The organism is Pseudomonas sp. GM78 (genome assembly GCF_000282475.1).
GTDB lineage: Bacteria > Pseudomonadota > Gammaproteobacteria > Pseudomonadales > Pseudomonadaceae > Aquipseudomonas.
The window spans coordinates 1-18,190 of sequence record NZ_AKJF01000029.1; the positions used below are offsets into that span (position 1 = coordinate 1).

Consider the following 18,190-nt stretch of genomic DNA (forward strand, 5'->3'; position numbering starts at 1 on the left):
CCTGCGGCAGCTCCTACAGGAGGCCGGCGTTTTGCAGAACGTGTTCCAAGGCTTCTTTATCGGCAGCAGAGCCGCTGTCCAGAATCCGCTTGAGCTGCTGTTCGATCTGCTTCAGGCCTTCATCAGGCAAATTCAAATGCTCCGGCAAAATCTCGTCACCGGTACTCACCAGCAGCGCAAAGTGAATGACATTTTCCAGCTCCCGGGTATTGCCCGGCCAGCTGTGTCGTTCCAGCACCGCTTGCGCGGCCTCGCTGATCAGTGGCACTGGCAGGTCCAGCCGCTGGCTGTAGATGCCGAGGAAGTATTCGGCCAGCGACAGGATGTCGCCCACCCGTTCGCGCAGTGCCGGCAGTTCGAGCTGACCTTCGCTGAGGTAATGGTAGAGCCGCTCGTGGAATTTCCCGGCGGCGACCGCCTGGGCCAGATCGATGCTGGTGGCGGCGACCAGACGCACGTCCACCGGACTCGGTTGATGCGCACCGACGCGGGTCACTTCGTGGTTTTCCAGGGCGGCGAGCAATTTGATCTGGATCGGCAGCGGCAGGTCGCCGATTTCATCCAGGTACAGCGTGCCGCCGTTGGCCGAACCGAACCAACCGGCGCGACTGCTGGCAGAACCGCTGTAGCTGCCGGCGGCATAGCCGAACAATTCTGCGTCGGCGTAGGTTGGGCTGATCGCCCCGCAATTGACCGAGACGAACAAGCCGCCGCGATCACTGGCGCGATGGATGTGCCGAGCCAGCAGCTCCTTGCCACTGCCGGTTTCACCACGGATCAGTACCGAGATCGAGCGCGGCGCCAGCTGTTCCAGCTCCTGGCGCAATTGCCGCGAACGCGGGTCGACGAATACCAGCGCCTTGGCGCGGATGCTCAGGGGACTTTTTTCAGCGTCGGGAAAGGTCAGCAGCGGCTGACCGAAGGTTTCAAAGCTCATGGCAGACTCCCGCCCAAAACCGCCAAAGGACGGGGGCGTTGAAAAAAACAAAAGGTTCAGGCGCGGCGCAGGGCGTGGTGTTCCATGCGGTTTTGCAGACGATAGAGATAGGCAAAACCCTGCTCCCAACGCTGATGACCCGACTTCACATTGATGTGCCCGGCACCTCCCAGGATCCCCGCTTCCGCGCCCCAGTTACGCGCCAGCTCCAGGGCCCGCGGCGCGCTGACGGCGCTGTCGTTGTCGGAGCTGACGACCTGGCTGGGAAACGGCAACAGGTCGGTTGGAATCGGTGCGAAATTGCGCAGGGCCGGCGCGCAGGCCGGTCGCTCGACGTCCGCCGGCGCGACCAGCAAGGCGCCACGTACCTGACGCAGAAACTGCACAGGCGCGGTAGCCGCCCAATGCGCGACGGTGATGCAGCCAAGACTGTGGGCGATCAGGATGACGGGGGTGCTGTCGGTGGCAATGGCCTCGGCCAGCGCCGCCACCCAGTCTTCACGACGCGGCGTCAGCCAGTCCGCCTGCTCCACCCGTGCGCTGTTCGGCAAGCTGTTTTGCCAGTGGCTTTGCCAATGATCTTCTGGCGATCCTTGCCAGCCCGGCACAATCAGGTAGCGAATTGATTCGTTGCGCATGGGGGAAGCTCTCCTGCTGCGTGTCTGTTCCTGATCGAGTATAGGGACGGGATTTATATTCGTTAAGGAATAAGAAGCTATTTATTAAGACCTATATCGAATATAAGACCAGAGATAAAAAAAGGGGCCGCACCCTGCCAAGGAGACGGCCCCGGAAAACTTGAAACGCTGTCAGCGCGCGGTGATCACCGACAACTTCGTAATCCCTGCCCGCTCGATCGACGCCATGGCTCGAGCCACTTCGCCGTAATTCACCCCGTCATCGGCCTGCAATTGCACCCGTACTTCAGGGTCTTTGGCCTTGGCTGCCTGGAGCTTGAACTCCAGCAAATCAGGCTGGATTTCATCCTTGTTGATAAACAACTTGCCCGCCCCGTCGATGCTAACCACCAGCGGGTCCTTCTGCTCCACCGGCGCCACGGCCTCGGTCTTGGGCAGGTTGATCGGGATGGCGTTGGTCAGCAGCGGCGCGGTGACGATGAACACCACCAGCAGCACCAGCATCACGTCCACCAGCGGTGTCACGTTGATCTCGCTCAGCACCTCATCGCTGTCTTGCGTGGAGAAGGCCATATCAGGACGCCTCCTTCACTTTTTGTGCGTTAGCCGGCGCCGCAACCTTGTGCGCCGTCGGGTGGATCAACACGCGGAACGCACTCTTCTGCGCCAGGCTGTAGAAGTCGTGGGCGAAGTCGTCCAGGTCCGCCGCCGTCAACTTCAAGCGACGCAAAAAGTAGTTGTAGACCAGCACTGCCGGCACCGCGACGGCGATCCCCACACCGGTGGCAACCAACGCTGCACCGATGGGTCCGGCGACTGTTTCCAGGCTCGCCGAGCCCGCTGCGCTGATGCCCTTCAACGCCTCCATGATTCCCCACACCGTGCCGAACAAACCAATGAACGGCGACGTGCTACCGATACTCGCAACCACCGCCAGCCCGGTTTCCAGCGACCGGCGCTCGCGCACGATCTGCTGACGCAGGGCCCGCTCGAGACGATCCTGATGATTGATCGCCTGGCTCAAATCCGTCGCCTGTGGCGCCTCGCCCACCTGAATCGCCGCATAACCGGCCTGTGCCACCCGCGCCGCGGCGCCTGGTTGGGATTCGGCTAACTCTGCGGCCGAATCCAGGCTCGACGCGGCCCAGAAGCGCTGATGAAATTTTCGGTCCTGGGCTTTCAGGCGACCGAACTGCACGCCCTTGAGCAACGCCAGGCCCCAGGTGGCAACGGAAAAAACCACCAGCAGCCAGATCACCGCGCTTTCGATGGATTGGAGTGGAGATGCCAATAACGTCATGGTGAATTCCTCGTGTAAACGTTTCGCGCTAAAAAGGTGTCGGTTTAATGAATCTTGAAATCGATGGGCACGCTGACCCAGCCGTCCCGGGCCACATCACCCTGCTTGGCGGGCACGAAACTCCAGCGTTTCACGGCGCTCAGGGCCGCCTCATCGAGGGCCTCGCGGCCGCTGCTTTTTTGAATCTGGATCTCCCCGGGCTTGCCGCTGGCCAGCACATGCACACGCAACAACACCGTGCCTTCCCAACCGCGACGCTGGGCCAGCGACGGGTATTCCGGCGCCGGGTTTTTCAAATACCCGGCGCTGGCCGAGGCGGGTGTCACCGGGGCCGGCGCGGGCGGTGCAGGTGGCGCCGGGGCCGCGACCGGAGCAGCCGGTTGTGGCGGCGCGGGCGGTTGCGGGGCTGCTTTTGGTGCAGGTTTAGGCACCGGTTTAACGATCGGTTTTGGCTTGGGAATCGGTTTTGGCGGTGCCAGCTTGGCTGCCAATTCGTCCACCACGGGCGGCGGTGGCTCGACCACGGGTGGCGGCGGCGGTGGAGGTGGCGGCGGTTCGACCACTGGCGGTGCCGGACGTGAAAACTCGATGGTCATCGGCGGAATTTCCGGCGGCACGACTGGCAATTCTTTGGTCGGCTGTTGATTGAGCCAGTAGATCACCGCGCCGTGCACCAGCAACGCCAGCACACCGAGCAGTATCGCTTCGCGTCGGCTCAGGATGCCCTTGGGCGCACGCTGCAAACGCAGCTGGCCCAAGGGCACGCGGTGCACCCTCCCGAAGTCGACCAACTCGCCACCTGGCGCCTGGCACCAAAGCACCTCGTGTGCGCCGGCGGCGGTCTGGACATTGCCCATTGCTTTACTCCCTGCGGTCTCTTTGCGAATTACCCGATACGTCGAACCCGACATCCCCCGTACGACGTATCGAGGAGTTAATCATTGGGTTAGACGCTTATCTCTGAAAGTAATCTTTAACGTTAAAATTAGACCTAAAACGAATATGAAAAATGCCTGGTTCGCTGCAGGCCCTGTTCCATAAGGGCTGCGGCGAGGCAGCCAAAAACACATGCTTTTGAAGCATTGAAAATATTCCCCTAGGGCATGGTTCTCGCCTCAGCCGCCGCATTCATCAGAAGTCGTAACGACCGGTCACACCCAAGGTTCGCGGTGTCCCGAGCAAGCCTTCGTAACCGCCATTGGAAGCGGTCCAGAGGGTGGTGTAATAGGTTTTGTCGAAAGCGTTTTTCAGCCACAGTGAGACGTCCCACTGCCCCTGCTTGAAGTCGCCGCGCAGGCCGGTGGACAAGTTGACGACGGCGTAGCTGGGGATCTGGCCGAAATCGGAATCTTCCACCGTGCCCACCGCTTTGGAGCGGAAGGCGTAGCTGGCGGTGACGTACTCTTCGAAGCCGTTACTCAGGTTCCATTTGTATTCGCCGTTGGCGTTGCCGATCCATTTCGAAGCGCCGACCACCTGATGGCCGCTGAGATCGCAAGAGGCCGGAGCACCCGGCGCCAGGCTGACTTCCGGTGGGCACGGCGCATCTTTGTAGGAGAGGTAGCTGACGTCGTTGTAGGAGCCGTTGATGTTCAGCGTCAGGCCGCGTAACGGGATCAGCGTGCTGTCGAACTCCACGCCACGAGAGCGCACGGAACCGGCGTTGGTCAGGTATTGCACACGGTTGACGTCGTCGTAGGCGTTGGTTTGATAGCCGTTGACCTGGGTCCAGAACACGTTGGCGTTGAGTTGAAGGCGACGGTCCCAGAGCGTGCTTTTGAAACCGAGTTCGGCGTTGTTTGCGCGTTCGGTGCCGATCAGCAGCGAATCGGCACCAGCGACCGGGGCTGTGCCGACGGCCAGGTTGACCCCACCGGATTTCTCGCCATGGGACAGCGTGGCGTAGCCCAGCAGGTCATCGGTGAAGTGATAACTGAGGTTCAGCAAACCCGAAGGGCTGGAGCTGTATTGATTCAAATCACCGGAGTCGTAAGCCCCGGCGCGACCTTGTCTTACCGCCGATGCCGCCCCCGCCACCGCCGCACCACCCACTGGCGCGTCGCGGTTCACCCAGGCGCTTTTCTCTTCATAAGTGCCACGCACACCCGCGGTGAAGTCCAACCGCTCGGTGAGGTGCCAGGTGCCTTGGGCAAACAGGGCGAAGCTGTCGGTTTCGATGTGGCCCTTGCCGATGCTGGTGACGTTGGCCAGTGCGCTCGGGGGCGTGCCGTTCCAGATGTCCGCTTGCGGGCCGTAGAAGCTGAACGATTTGTTGTCCAGGTCGGAACCGAAGTAATAGGCGCCGAGCACGTAATCGAAGAAACCGCCGGTGGGCGACGCCAGGCGAAACTCCTGGGAATACTGCTTATCCTCCACCGAAACGCCAGCGTTGTAGAAGGCGGATACGTTCAGGCCGTCATCGTTGCGCGGGGTGAAGTTCCACCAGCGGTAGGCGCTGATGGACGTCAGGGTAAAGTCGTTCGGCAGCGTCCAGTTCGCCTCGACCGACGTTCCGCCCTGATGCACGGTGACGTGTTGTTCGTTGTTAAGGTTGACCTTGCGATGCGTGCCATCGACCAGCGTGGCGCCCGCCGCATTGGCCCGGGCCTGGTACAGGTTGACGCCATTGATGGTCGGCCCGGTGTTGTACAACACGCGGGTGCCGGCGCTGGAATCCTCTTCGTTGTAGTCGCCGATCCAGCGCAGATTGAACGCCTCATTGGGCTTGAACAGCAACTGGCCACGAAAGCCATCCCGTGAGCCGCCGTTCAAGTCATGGCCGTCGAATTCGTTCTTGATGTCGCCATCGCTGCGGGTGCGGTAAGCGGAAAATCGTCCCGCGAGTTCATCATTCAACGGGCCGGAAATGGTGCCCTTGGTCTGGAAGTAACCGTCCTCGCCCACCGAGGTTTCGATGCTGCGTTCCGGTGTGAATGAGGGCGCCCGCGTACTGATGTTGATCACGCCAGCCGTGGTGTTCTTGCCGAACAATGTGCCTTGGGGGCCGCGCAGCACTTCGAGTTGCTCGATGTCCATCAGGTCGAACACCGCCATGCCCGGCCGACCGAGGTAAACGTTGTCGAGGTACAACCCGACGCTGCCCTCCAGGCCATCGCTTGCCGGGTTGTTGCCCAAGCCACGGATCGACACGCTGGACTGGCGCGCATGCATGTAGGCGACGTTGACGCTGGGCACCAATTGCTGCAGATCCTGGATGCGATAGACCCGCTGGGTTTCCAGGACCTGGCCACTGACCACGCTCATCGGGGTCGGTACATCCTGAGAACTCTCTTCACGACGGCGGGTGGTGACGGTCACTGTTTCCAGCTGAGCGCCATCGTCCTTGACCTGGCCCGACGCGGCTTTTGCCGGTGCCTCTTGGGCAGTGGTGGTCTCGGCCGCATAGCCTTGGGTCCAACTGGCGCTCCCCGCCAGCAGCAGGGCCAGGGGCAGGCGTTTGAGCCGTCGGGGTGTGAGGGGTGACGCAAGGTTCAACGGACTCATCAAGCGGCTCCTGATCAAAAAACACACAGCCACTTTTCAGCAGTGCATATTCTTTAAAGTTATTTATTTATGTTTTTACAAAGATTTACTGCATAAGAGATTGCCTTTATAAGGAGTCGACCTAATGCATATCCAATGCATTTCCCCGATATTTTTAATGTGAAAAATGCATATCGACTTGCGCCAGCTTCGCCACTTCATCGCCCTCGCCGACCAGCGCAGCTTCGTCGCGGGCGCCATGGCCGTGAACCTGTCGCAGTCGGCGTTCAGCCGTAGCATCCAGGCGCTGGAACACAGCGTCGGCTGTCAGTTGGTGGATCGCGGGCGCAAGGACCTGGCGCCGACCAAGCAGGGCCAGGTGTTGCTCGAACACGCGCGGCGGCTGGTCAGCGGCGCGCAGCAGATGGCCAACGAGATCAGCCAGTTCAACGGCCTGGAGGCCGGCGAATTGCGCTTCGGTTGCGGCCCGGCGCCAGCGGCGGGTTTGATCCCTCGGGCGATCGGCAGCTTTATTGGTCGCTACCCCAAGGCGCGGGTGCAATTTCAAGTGGATGACTGGCAAAGCCTGAGCAAACGCCTGCTGAGCGAAGAGTTCGAATTTTTCGTCGCCGACACCCGGCAGTTCGAGGCCGACCCGGACTACCTGACCCAACGCCTGCGCCCGCGCAAATGGCATTTCTGCTGCCGCGCCGGGCATCCACTGGCCGCTCGCGAAAGCGTCAGCGCCGCCGAGTTGATGAGCTATCCGATGGCCGTCACCATTCGCCCGCCCAACCTGCGCAAAGTCATCGTCGACCTGAGCGGCCGGCCGGATTTCGCACCCAATGTGGAGTGCGAAAACAGCTACAGCCTGCTCGGTGTGGTGCTGCGTTCGGATGCGATTGGCATCATCGGCGAGTATTCAGATGCACTGCATAATGCCAAGGGTGAGTTGGTGCGCTTGAAGATCGATGGACTGGCCGATGACCTGGAAGAGCTGTACACCCGCTACGGGATTGTCAGTCGCGCGGGGTATCGGTTGTCGCCGTTGGCCGAGGCGATGATTGCGCAGATCAAGGAGGTTGATGCTCAGGATGAAGAGGTGTGTTCGCTGGAGAACTTCGCTGTCTGACCGGGCCTCATCGCTGGCAAGCCAGCTCCCACAGGGATCGATGGTGTTCACAAATCATGTATCAAACAAACCTTGTGGGAGCTGGCTTGCCAGCGATGAGGCCCGATCAGGCGGCGATGCACCTCCTGCATAAAAACCATTCCCCAAACGCACTTGCCTCAACCCCGCCCCAGCAGCGAAAAACCTCGCCTGTCTTTTCGATCGGTGAACCCCATGCCCAACACCCAAAACCCGGTGCGCAACGTGCTGTACATCATGTGCGACCAACTGCGCCGCGATTACCTGTCGTGCTACGGCCACCCGCACTTGCACACCCCCAACATCGATCGCCTGGCCGCCGCTGGCGTGCGTTTCAGCCGGGCCTATACCCAGGGCACAATCTGCGGCCCATCGCGGATGTCGGCCTACACCGGGCGCTATGTCAGCAGTCATCAAGTCGCCTGGAACGCCGTGCCCTTGCCGCTGGAAGAGCTGACTATCGGTGACTACCTGCGCCCCCACGGTATTCGCACCGCACTGGTGGGCAAGACCCACGCCACGCCTAATCTCGATGCGTTGCAGCGGCTGGCCATCGACCCTGGCAGCGCGCAGGCCGAGCACCTGAACGAAGTCGGATTCGAGCCGTACTTGCGCCATGACGGCATCTTCCCCGACGACCCGCTATTCGATGACAAACGCGAATCCGCGCCCTACACCCACTACCTGCGCGACCTCGGTTATGCCGGGCGCAACCCGTGGCACGACTGGGCCAACGCTGCCGAAGGCGCACAGGGCGAAATCCTCAGCGGCTGGAAAATGCGCAACGCCCATCTGCCGGCGCGCGTTCCCGAGCAGCATTCGGAAACCGTCTACACCACTGACCGCGCCCTCGACTTCATCGCCGAGCAGGGCGAGCAGCCCTGGTGCCTGCACCTGTCGTACATCAAGCCCCACTGGCCCTATATCGCCCCGGCGCCGTATCACGCGCTGTATGGCCCGGAACAGGTGATCGAGCCGGTGCGTGCAGCCGAGGGCGAGGCCAGTGATCACCCGGTGTACAACGCGTTCCGTCAGCACGAGGAGAGCCTGAATTTTTCCCGGGACGAAGTACGCCTGAACGTGATCCCGACGTACATGGGCCTTATCAAACAGGTCGATGACCAGCTCGGGCGGTTGTTCGATTTCCTGCAGAGCAGCGGTCGCTGGGATGACACCCTGATCGTGTTTACCAGCGACCATGGCGACTTCCTTGGCGATCACTACCTGGGGGAAAAAGAGTTCCTGCTGGAGCCGGCGGTGGGGGTTCCGCTGATCGTTCGCGACCCGCGTCCGGAGGCAGATGCAACGCGCGGTTCGGTGGATGAACGACTGGTGGAAACCATCGATGCGCTGCCGACTTTCCTTGAGGCACTAGGATTGCAGGGGGCCGAGCATCGACTTGAAGGACGCTCGCTGATTCCCCTGCTGCACGGAGTAAAAACTGACTGGCGCCGATTCGCGATCAGTGAATACGACTACGCCTTCCAGGCGCCTGCGCGGGAACGCTTGCATCAACCGATCGACCGCTGCCGCATGACCATGGTGCGCAGCGAGCGCTGGAAGTACCTGGCGTACGACGGCTTTCGACCGCAGCTGTTCGACCTGTTGAAGGATCCGCAGGAGCTAAGGGACCTGGGTGCTGACCCGGCGTATGCCTCGGTTCGGGAAGAGCATGCGGGGTATTTGTTTGAGTGGGTGAGAGGGTTGAAGCGGCGGACGACGATCAGCCATGAGGAGATTGATTTGCGCGGGCAGCGGTTTCGCTACGGAGAGCCGGAAACCGAGAAAATGGTGCAGATCGGCGTGTGGTAGAAAAAGCATCGCTGGCAAGCCAGCTCCCACAGGGTTTCGTGTCGTTCACATCCATTGTGGTCAACACCATTCACTGTGGGAGCTGGCTTGTCGGGTCGCCGCATCGCAGCGATTACTTCAGATCAAACGCCGCCGATATCCGGCCCCTTCACCGTCTGACTACGCTGCCCCGCCACACCCACCGGCACCTCGCCCTTGAGCGTCACGCGCCGCACCACGCGGTCCTGGGTGCCATAGTCATCCACCGCGTAATGCTGGGTGGAGCGGTTATCCCAGATCGCCACATCACCAGCCTGCCAGCGCCAGCGCACAATGTTTTCCTGGCGGACGACGTGGCTCTGCAACAGGTTGAACAGGTGCGCCGAATCACCCTGGGAGTAACCCTTGATGCGCTTGACGAAATGCCCCAGCAGCAAGCTTTTCTCGCCGCTGATGGGGTGTACGCGCACCACCGGGTGCTCGGTCTCGTAGATGGTCGAGGTGAAGATCTTGCGGTAGCGCTCCAGCTTTTCCTCCGACACGTCAGGCTTGGCGCCCGCGTAGTCGTACTCGTTGCTGTGCACCGCCACCAGTTTATCCGCCAGTTCGCGCAGCTCCGGCGTCAGTTCGTTGTAGGCCGTGGCGGTGTTGGCCCACAGGGTGTCGCCACCAAAAGCGGGCGCAACCACCGAGCGCAGGATCGAGGCTTTCGGGTAGGCGTCGACGAAGGTCACGTCGGTGTGCCAGGAGTTGGCGCGCTGGCCTTGGGCACCGTCCAGCTCCAGCAGAAAACGGGTGCCGTCACGCACCGGCACGGTCGGGTGCGCCACGGGTTCGCCCAGCAGATGGGCGAAGGCTTCCTGGCTCTGATCGTCGAGGTGGGCCTGCTCGCGAAAGAAGATCACCTTGTACTGCACCAGCGCCTGCTGGATCGCCTCGACGGTGTTGGCATCCAGTTCACCGGAGAGCTTCACGCCCCGGATCTCGGCACCGATCCGACCGGCCACCGGATGGATTTCAAGCGCGTGGACAGCGGGTTTTACAGCTAAAGCGGCATTGCTCATGGGTAGACCCTCGATCGGACTGCTGACGGTTGAGCGACAGCGAAACAACGCTCTATCTATATTCAATTTAGGTCTAATAGATATTCGTATGCTTCGTTGACGGAATAAGAGCTTGCATTTAAAACCTCAACCAACCCTCGTCGCAAATGCCTTCGAGCTATTTTTAGGATGCCGGGAAAGCATATGGATCTTCGCCAGTTGCGCTACTTCATCGCCCTCAACGAACACCGCAGTTTCGTCCGTGCGGCGGACGCCATGGGCATCACTCAACCGGCGTTCAGCCGCAGTATCCAAGGGCTTGAGCAAGAGTTCGGCTGCGTGCTGGTAGACCGTGGCAACAAGGATTTGCGCCCGACCCCCGAAGGCCTGGTGGTGTTGCAACATGCGCGCAGTCTGGTGCAAGGCGCGGCCCTGCTCAGCGCCGAAGTGACGCAGATGACCAAGCTCGACGCCGGTGAGCTGCGCTTCGGTTGCGGCCCTGCCCCGGCGGTGAAACTGGTGCCGGATGCGGTCGCGCAATTTATCAACGCGCACCCGAAAGTGCGCACCTGTTTCGAAGTGGATAACTGGGAAAAACTCAGCCGCGCGCTAAGCCGCGAAGAGATCGAATTCTTCATCGCCGACATCCGCCATTTCGAAGCCGACCCGAACTTCCAGACCCAGGCCCTGACCCCCAGGCGCGGCGTGTTTTTCTGCCGTCCCGGGCATCCGTTGCTGGCCAAGGAAAGCCTGTCGACCAACGACATGTTCGACTACCCGCTGGCAACCACGCTGATTCCGCCGGGCATCCGCAAACTGCTGGCGAACCTCAGTGGGCGCATGGACTTTTCCCCGACTATCGAGACCGAGCATTTCCCGGCGCTGGTGAAAATCGTGCTGCAATCGAATGCGATTGGCGTGGGGACGCAAGAGGCCTTTGTCGAAGACATCGCCCAGGGTTCGCTGGTGTTACTGCACTGGCGCAATCTGCCGCAGAACATCGAGAGCATGAATGCCCGCTGCGGGATTGTCAGTCGCACAGGGTTCAGGTTGTCGCCGGCGGCGCGGGCGATGATCGAGATATTGGTGGCGGTGGACAAGCAGGAGATTGCTGTCGCGGTTTAGGGCCCCATCGCTGGCAAGCCAGCTCCCACAGGTTTTTCTGGTGCTCACAAAATGCATGTGCACTGGAGATCCCTGTGGGAGCTGGCTTGCCAGCGAAGAGGCCCGCAAGAGCGCTAGAGATTTAGAGTTTTGCCGCAGCCAACTCCGGCACCACCCAATCACTCACCTTGAACGACTTGCGAATCAGCTTCTGCTGCGAAGCCAGGTCCACGGCATCCTGCAATTTACCCAGGAACACCGGGTCCAGGGTCGAGGGGAACACCTCGCTCAGGTTCTGGTCCTTCAAATCCTCGGTCAGAATCACCGACGGATAACTCGCAAGCCCGGACACCAACTGAATGTACGCTTGCTTGTTGCTGTCCTGGGTCAGCCATTGCACCGCCTGCTGTTGGGCCTTGAGCAGTTTCGCCACCACCTGCGGGTGCTCGTCGACAAACTTGCCATTGGCCACCAATACCGCCTGAACACTGCCCGCGCCACCCAGGTCCTTGGTGTTCAACGGCAACTCGGCCAGGCCTTTGGCTTGCAACGCCGTCAAATTGGAACCGCCCCACGACGCATCGATCTGCCTGGCGGCGAGCGCGGCCACTGCAGCGTTGAAATCCAGGTTGATGACTTTCAGGTCCTTCTCGCTCAAACCCTGGCTGGCCAGCGCTGCATCAAACGACAACTGGCTGGCAGTGCCGCGAAAAATCGCCACGCGTTTGCCCTTGAGGTCCTGCAGGGTCTTGATCCCCGAGCCCGGCACTACGCCCAGGTAATGCTTCACCCCGCGCGCCGAGGCACTCAGCACCCGCGTATCCAGGCCATTGGACTTGCCGATGATCGCCGCCAGGTCACCGAGGTATGCCAGATCGACTTGATCGTTGGCAAAGGCTTCGTTGATCACGGGACCTGCGCCCTTGAAGAAATTCCACTGAATCTTGATGCCCTGGTCGGCAAAGGCCTTTTCGTAAATCTGTTGATCGCGCAACACGTCCACCACGCCGCCTGCGCTGTGTTGCGTGCCGGCGCTGAGGTCGGGCACGGCGATGCGGATTTCCTTGAGTTCAGCGGCCTGGGCGGTGAACGCCAGCAAGCCCGCCAGAGCCGGTATGGCGAGCAGGCTGAAGACACGTTTGAAGGGGATGCTCATGGGTACGGCTCCTGGTGACGACGGCGTTGAGGAGCAGAAAGTAGGCTCAATCTTGATCAGCACTTAAATACTATAAATTCACATTTTTATATCGTTTAGACCTAAGCAAGCAACGACGGGGCTCGTGGAGCGATATGCATAAGCAGCATCAAAAATATTCTTCGAATGCATTGGATGCGTTTTGGCTGGAGGCCTTAAATGGTCTGGCTTATCTCCCAATAGTATTGATTTGATTTTTTATAGAACTATTTTGCATACACCCCGCTCCCACAAAAGGCAGGCCGTATTGCAACCCGACAACGGAGGTCTCGCCCATGGCTCGTGTTTCCCTGCTCAGCCTGCCGCTCGCCGCGCCACCGCTCAATGGTCGGCGGCTTTGGCCAACCCTGAGCCAGCGGCTTTTACCCTGGCTGCTGCCACTCAGCCTGTTTGCGCTGTGGTGGCTGGCCAGCCGCAATCAATGGATGAGTGAACAGATCCTGCCGGCGCCCTCGCTGGTCTGGAACAGTGCGGTGGAGCTGTCGCATGGCGAGCTGTGGAGCCATTTATGGATCAGCCTGCAACGCCTGTTCTGGGGCCTGCTTGCCGGGATCACCGCGGGCGCGGTATTGGGCGCGGCGCTGGGCTTCAATCGCACGCTCGAACGCCTGGTGTTCCCGATATTCGCCAGCTTGGCGCAAGTCCCGACGCTGGCATGGATTCCCCTGTTCATGGTGTTTTTCGGCATCGGCGAAGTGTTGAAACTGGTGGTGCTGATCAAGGCCATCGTGGTGCCGGTGACCCTGCACACCTTGGTGGGTGTGCGTGATGCACAACCCAGGCTGCGTGAAGCTGCTACGGTACTGCGCCTGCCGCCGCGATTGCTGATCCGCCGCCTGGTGCTGCCCGCCGCACTGCCGGCCTTCATGGCCGGCGTACGCCTGGCGCTGGCCGCAGGCTGGACGTCACTGCTCGCCGTCGAACTGCTCGCCTCCAGCGAAGGCATTGGTTTCCTGATGGTCTGGGCGCGACAACTGTTCATGCTCGACACCGTGTTCGTCTGCATCGTCGTGATTGGCTTGATCGGCGTGGTCATGGATCGCGGCATCGGCCTGCTGGACAAGAAGCTGGTGCACTGGCCGCATCCGGCCACGGCCGAAATCCGCCGAGGCCCGAAATATCAAGGCTGGCAGCGCCTGCAACCCTGGTTGCTGCCATTGGCGTTGCTGTTGGTGTGGCAACTGGCGACGAATCAGCAATGGGTCGACGCCAACATCCTGGTCAGCCCGCTGGCGGTGCTGGTAACCACCGGGAACGGTTTGCTCAACGGTACGTTGATCAGCGGCATGGCCCTGAGCCTGGGTCGCACCCTCGGCGGCCTGTTGCTCGGCGGCGGCCTTGGCTTTGCCCTGGGCTTGTTGCTGGGGCTGTCGCGCACGAGCGAACGAGTCCTCGGACCAACCCTCGCCGCCCTGCGTCAGATCGCAATTTTCGCCTGGGTGCCGCTGCTCACCGCCTGGTTCGGTTTGGGCGAACTGGCCAAGTGGGTATTCGTCGCCCTCGCCGCGTTTTTCCCATTGTTCATCGCCACCCAACGCAGCGTCGCCAATCTCTCGCCGCAATTGAACGAGGCCGCCCGAGTGCTGCGCCTGAATCTGCGGCAACGTCTCGGCCGACTGGTGCTGCCGGGGGCCGCACCGGGTATTTTCGCCGGGCTCCGGTTGAGCCTGATCTACGCCTGGCTGGGCACCATCGGCGCCGAATATTTCATGCCGTCCAACGGTGGCATCGGCAGCCAGATGATCGGCGCCCAACAACTGCTGCGCATGGACCTGATCATGGCCGGCATGTTGCTGGTCGGCCTCACCGGCGCCCTGCTCAACCTCATTGGCCAACGCCTCGAAACGCGCGCCACCCGCTGGAGACACGCATGAACGCACCCATTGTCAGCTTCAACCACGTGGGCAAAACCTTCGACGTCGACGGTTTTGAACTGGAGGCCATTCGCGAATTCAACCTGGACATCGCCGAGGGTGAATTCGTCGCCATCGTCGGCTCCAGCGGCTGTGGAAAATCCACTTTGCTGCGGCTGCTGGTAGGCCTCGATACGCAGTTTCGCGGGCAGATCAGCGTCGATGGCAAAGCCGTCACCGGCATCGGCGGCGAGCGCGGCATCGTCTTTCAGGAACACCGTCTGTTTCCTTGGCTGACGGTGGCGGACAACATCGGCCTGGGCCTGGTCAACGAGCCATTGAGCGCTGATGAAAAGCACAAACGCATCAGTGATTTCATTGACCTGGTGGGCCTGCGCGACTTCAGCCGTGCCTATCCACACCAGCTCTCCGGTGGCATGGCGCAACGGGTGGCGATCGCTCGCGGCCTGGTGGCCAGCCCACGGATCCTGTTGCTGGACGAACCCTTCGGCGCCCTCGACGCCCTGACCCGCCAACAAATGCAGGATGAACTGCTGGCGATCCGCGCCCGGGCAAAAATCACCACGATACTGGTCACCCACGATGTCGAGGAAGCGATCTTTCTTGCCGACCGCGTGGTGGTAATGGAGCCGCGTCCCGGACGCATCAAGCAAGTGGTCGACATCGCCCTGCCTCATCCGCGTCTGCGCAGCAGTTTCGACTTCCACCAGCTGCGCGAAGAACTGCTGCACGAACTCACCAGCGACGACCACTACCAACCACCGGTACCGGTGCAGGTGCGTGACTTGCCGTTGTCTTTCATTGCCTGCTGAACAGGAGATTCTTGATGCCGCAACGCCCCAACTTTCTGGTGATTCTGGCCGATGACCTTGGCTTTTCCGATCTCGGCGCATTCGGCGGCGAGATCGCCACGCCGAACCTCGATGCACTGGCCAACAACGGCCTGCGCCTGACCGATTTCCACACCGCGCCCACCTGCTCGCCGACGCGCTCGATGCTGCTGACCGGCACCGATCACCACATCGCCGGCATCGGCACCATGGCCGAAGCACTGACGCCGGAGCTGATCGGCAAACCCGGTTACGAGGGGTACCTGAACGACCGCGTTGTCGCCTTGCCCGAGCTGCTGCGCGAGGCCGGTTACCAGACGTTGATGAGCGGCAAATGGCATCTTGGCCTGACCGCTGAACTGGCACCCCATGCCCGCGGTTTCGAGCGTTCGTTCTCGCTGCTGCCCGGCGCCGCCAACCATTACGGTTTCGAACCGACCTATGACGAACACACGCCGGGCCTGCTGAAATCCACCCCGGCGCTGTACATCGAAGACGATCAATTCATCGATGAACTGCCGAAGGATTTCTACTCCTCCGATGCCTTCGGCGACAAGCTGCTGCAATACCTCAAGGAGCGTGACCAGACCCGGCCGTTCTTCGCTTATCTGCCGTTCTCGGCGCCGCACTGGCCATTGCAGGCACCTGCCGAAGTGGTGGAGAAATATCGCGGCCGCTATGACGCAGGCCCTGAAGTGCTGCGTCTGGAGCGCCTGGAAAAACTCAAGGCCCTGGGGCTGATCGACGCCGATGTAGAACCGCATCCGCTGATCCAGCTCAGCGCCCAATGGGACGCCTTGAGCGACGAACAACGGCAGATTTCCGCACGGGCCATGGAGGTCTATGCGGCGATGGTCGAGCGCATGGACTGGAACATCGGTCGCGTCGTCGACTACCTGCGCAACCAGGGGCAACTGGACAACACGTTCATCCTGTTCATGTCCGATAACGGCGCCGAAGGTGCGCTGCTGGAGGCCTTCCCGAAATTCGGTCCGCAGTTGCTGACCTACCTCAACCAGCATTACGACAACAGCCTGGACAACATCGGTCGCGCCAACTCGTACGTCTGGTACGGGCCGAACTGGGCACAAGTGGCGACCGCGCCTTCGCGGCTGTTCAAGGCATTCACCACTGAAGGCGGGATTCGGGTACCGGCGCTGGTGCATTACCCGCAACTGCCGCTCAAGGGGCAGATCAGCCATGGATTCGGCACGGTGATGGACATCACGCCGACCATCCTCGACCTCGCCGGGGTGCGTCATCCGGGCAAGCAATGGCGCGGCAAGCCAGTGGCGCCGTTGCGTGGCAAGTCGTGGCTGGGGTTTCTGTCGGGCGAAACGGCGCAGGTGCATGACGAGCACACCGTGACGGGTTGGGAGTTGTTCGGGCGGCGGGCGATTCGCCAAGGGCAATGGAAAGCAGTGTTCATTCCGGGGCCGGTGGGGCCGGCGACCTGGCAGCTTTATGATTTGGGTAGCGATCCGGGGGAGATTCATGACCTGGCGCTGAGCCAGCCCGAGAGGCTCGAGTTGCTGATCGGGCATTGGCAGAAATATGTCGATGAGACCGGGGTGATCTTGAGTGAGTCGCCTTTTCAGCCGGATTGAGGTTGTCTGAAAGATCGCTATCGCTGGCAAGCCAGCTCCCACAGTGATTGTGCTGAATGAAAATTTTGCATTCAACGCAGAAACCTGTGGGAGCGGGCTTGCCCGCGATGAGGCCATCAGACGCGCGCACCCTCTACCGTTTCACCCTGAACTGCCTCATTACGCACAAACCGGTTCGCCCGCGCAAACGTGCCGAAATCATTGAACCGCACCCCCATCTCACGCATCACCTTGTGCGCCACCGGCACGGTCATCTGGCGGATGTAGAACGGTTCCTTCACCACAAAGTGATGAATCCCGTGGCTGCTGCCGAAGTTGAAGCAGAACGCCTGCAACGGCCACAACCACCAGGCATTCAGCACCTGGCACTGCTGCATCACGTTCCCCGGCTCGATGTCACCGTAGTAGTGCATGTTCGAACTGATGAAGTGCAGGCAAAAGGTGCGCAGCACATTCGGGCCGATGATCACCACCGCGGCGATATCAATCACGTTCATCACCGACAACGTGGTCGCCGACCACTCGATCGGCGTGCCCATCAGGTACGCGATGCCGTTCGCGGCGTGGAAGCCGAGAAACACGTACCACGCGCCCCAGTGCATCAGCGCCAGCGGTGCGTAGACCTTCAGGGTGCGCTGGATGATGCTGAACTTCATCGCCCAGGTCTTGGCCCGCAACATGCGGATGAACGACGACATGATGTTGTCGCCAATCATCAACAACCGCACGAAACCCCAAGGCTCGCCATTAGTGATGGCGCGCTCCTCCATGTCGGTCTCGGAGCCGGATACCTTGTGGTGATTGAGGTGCAGGTGACGACGAATCCACGGATTGATCGTACTCGGACGCGCCAGCCAGACCAGGCCCATCATCAGGTTGTGCGGCACCCGCTGCTTGCGAAAGTACATGCTGTGAATCAGGTCGTGCTCAAGTTCGTGGGTCAGGGAAGCGAAAAAAGCATTGAGCAGCAAGCATACCCACCAGGCGATGTAGCCCTCGATGTAGAGCGCTGCGGAACCGATCATGCCGGTCAGCGCGAAGGCCAGGATGCCCGCGCCCAAGGCGTCCTGGTGCTTGAGAATCGGGTAGCGCTCGCGCAGTTCGACGCCCTTGGCCAGCAACACTTGGCGAATATGTGCCGATCGCGCAGCTGCATTCAGTCGCTGGGGACTTGCAGAAGTACCTTGCATGCTTCCATCCTCTGGTTATTGATGTTCGCATCCTGCCCGCTTCACTCG

Annotated in this window: 15 protein-coding genes; 6 read left to right on the plus strand and 9 right to left on the minus strand. The window is 61.0% G+C overall.

The window, feature by feature from the left end; all coding sequences use genetic code 11:
- Positions 1–13: 13 nt before the first annotated feature.
- The 6 genes from PMI35_RS28380 to PMI35_RS28355 form a co-directional block, all read right to left on the minus strand.
- Entirely contained in the window at positions 14–937 is a 924-nt protein-coding gene (locus PMI35_RS28380) for a sigma 54-interacting transcriptional regulator (protein ID WP_008055379.1), read from the minus strand.
- A gap of 56 nt (positions 938–993) precedes the next feature.
- Complete coding sequence (locus PMI35_RS28375; protein WP_008055380.1) at positions 994–1,575, minus strand: alpha/beta hydrolase; 582 nt, start codon at positions 1,573–1,575, stop codon at positions 994–996.
- Positions 1,576–1,746: 171 nt separating this feature from the next.
- Positions 1,747–2,148, minus strand: a complete 402-nt coding sequence (locus PMI35_RS28370) for an ExbD/TolR family protein (RefSeq protein ID WP_008055381.1) — start codon at positions 2,146–2,148, stop codon at positions 1,747–1,749.
- 1 nt (position 2,149) lies between these two features.
- Positions 2,150–2,875 carry a MotA/TolQ/ExbB proton channel family protein gene (locus tag PMI35_RS28365; protein WP_008055382.1) on the minus strand — a complete coding sequence of 242 codons (726 nt, stop codon included), beginning with the start codon at positions 2,873–2,875 and terminating at the stop codon, positions 2,150–2,152.
- A 44-nt stretch (positions 2,876–2,919) separates the two neighbouring features.
- Positions 2,920–3,732 carry an energy transducer TonB gene (locus tag PMI35_RS28360; protein ID WP_008055383.1) on the minus strand — a complete coding sequence of 271 codons (813 nt, stop codon included), beginning with the start codon at positions 3,730–3,732 and terminating at the stop codon, positions 2,920–2,922.
- A 274-nt stretch (positions 3,733–4,006) separates the two neighbouring features.
- Positions 4,007–6,379: a TonB-dependent receptor gene (locus PMI35_RS28355; protein WP_008055384.1), complete on the minus strand. Its 2,373-nt coding sequence runs from the start codon at positions 6,377–6,379 to the stop codon at positions 4,007–4,009.
- Between the two features lie 166 nt (positions 6,380–6,545).
- On the opposite strand from PMI35_RS28355, the gene PMI35_RS28350 reads away from it, so the two are divergent.
- Both PMI35_RS28350 and PMI35_RS28345 read left to right on the plus strand, forming a co-directional pair.
- Entirely contained in the window at positions 6,546–7,490 is a 945-nt protein-coding gene (locus tag PMI35_RS28350; RefSeq protein WP_008055385.1) for a LysR family transcriptional regulator, read from the plus strand.
- A 213-nt stretch (positions 7,491–7,703) separates the two neighbouring features.
- On the plus strand, positions 7,704–9,320 hold the full coding sequence (locus PMI35_RS28345) for an alkaline phosphatase family protein (RefSeq protein WP_008055386.1): 1,617 nt from the start codon (positions 7,704–7,706) through the stop codon (positions 9,318–9,320).
- Between the two features lie 122 nt (positions 9,321–9,442).
- On the opposite strand, the gene PMI35_RS28340 is transcribed toward PMI35_RS28345, so the two are convergent.
- Positions 9,443–10,363: a TauD/TfdA dioxygenase family protein gene (locus PMI35_RS28340; RefSeq protein WP_008055387.1), complete on the minus strand. Its 921-nt coding sequence runs from the start codon at positions 10,361–10,363 to the stop codon at positions 9,443–9,445.
- A gap of 183 nt (positions 10,364–10,546) precedes the next feature.
- Between PMI35_RS28340 and PMI35_RS28335 the strand changes: the two genes are divergently transcribed.
- Positions 10,547–11,467 (plus strand): LysR family transcriptional regulator, encoded by a 921-nt coding sequence (locus PMI35_RS28335; protein WP_008055388.1) that lies wholly within the window; start codon positions 10,547–10,549, stop codon positions 11,465–11,467.
- A gap of 121 nt (positions 11,468–11,588) precedes the next feature.
- Here the strand turns inward: PMI35_RS28335 and PMI35_RS28330 are convergent, their stop codons facing one another.
- A complete protein-coding gene (locus PMI35_RS28330) occupies positions 11,589–12,602 on the minus strand; it encodes an ABC transporter substrate-binding protein (RefSeq protein WP_008055389.1) in 1,014 nt (337 codons plus the stop codon).
- Between the two features lie 314 nt (positions 12,603–12,916).
- On the opposite strand from PMI35_RS28330, the gene PMI35_RS28325 reads away from it, so the two are divergent.
- From PMI35_RS28325 to PMI35_RS28315, 3 genes are read left to right on the plus strand one after another with little or no spacing between them, the layout of a single operon-like run.
- Positions 12,917–14,515: an ABC transporter permease gene (locus tag PMI35_RS28325; protein ID WP_008055390.1), complete on the plus strand. Its 1,599-nt coding sequence runs from the start codon at positions 12,917–12,919 to the stop codon at positions 14,513–14,515.
- Positions 14,512–15,327: an ABC transporter ATP-binding protein gene (locus PMI35_RS28320; protein ID WP_008055391.1), complete on the plus strand. Its 816-nt coding sequence runs from the start codon at positions 14,512–14,514 to the stop codon at positions 15,325–15,327. Before PMI35_RS28325 ends, PMI35_RS28320 begins: the two co-directional genes overlap by 4 nt.
- Before the next feature lie 14 nt (positions 15,328–15,341).
- Positions 15,342–16,952, plus strand: a complete 1,611-nt coding sequence (locus PMI35_RS28315; protein WP_008055392.1) for an arylsulfatase — start codon at positions 15,342–15,344, stop codon at positions 16,950–16,952.
- A gap of 116 nt (positions 16,953–17,068) precedes the next feature.
- Here the strand turns inward: PMI35_RS28315 and PMI35_RS28310 are convergent, their stop codons facing one another.
- Positions 17,069–18,142 (minus strand): fatty acid desaturase, encoded by a 1,074-nt coding sequence (locus tag PMI35_RS28310; protein WP_008055393.1) that lies wholly within the window; start codon positions 18,140–18,142, stop codon positions 17,069–17,071.
- Positions 18,143–18,190 lie beyond the last annotated feature (48 nt).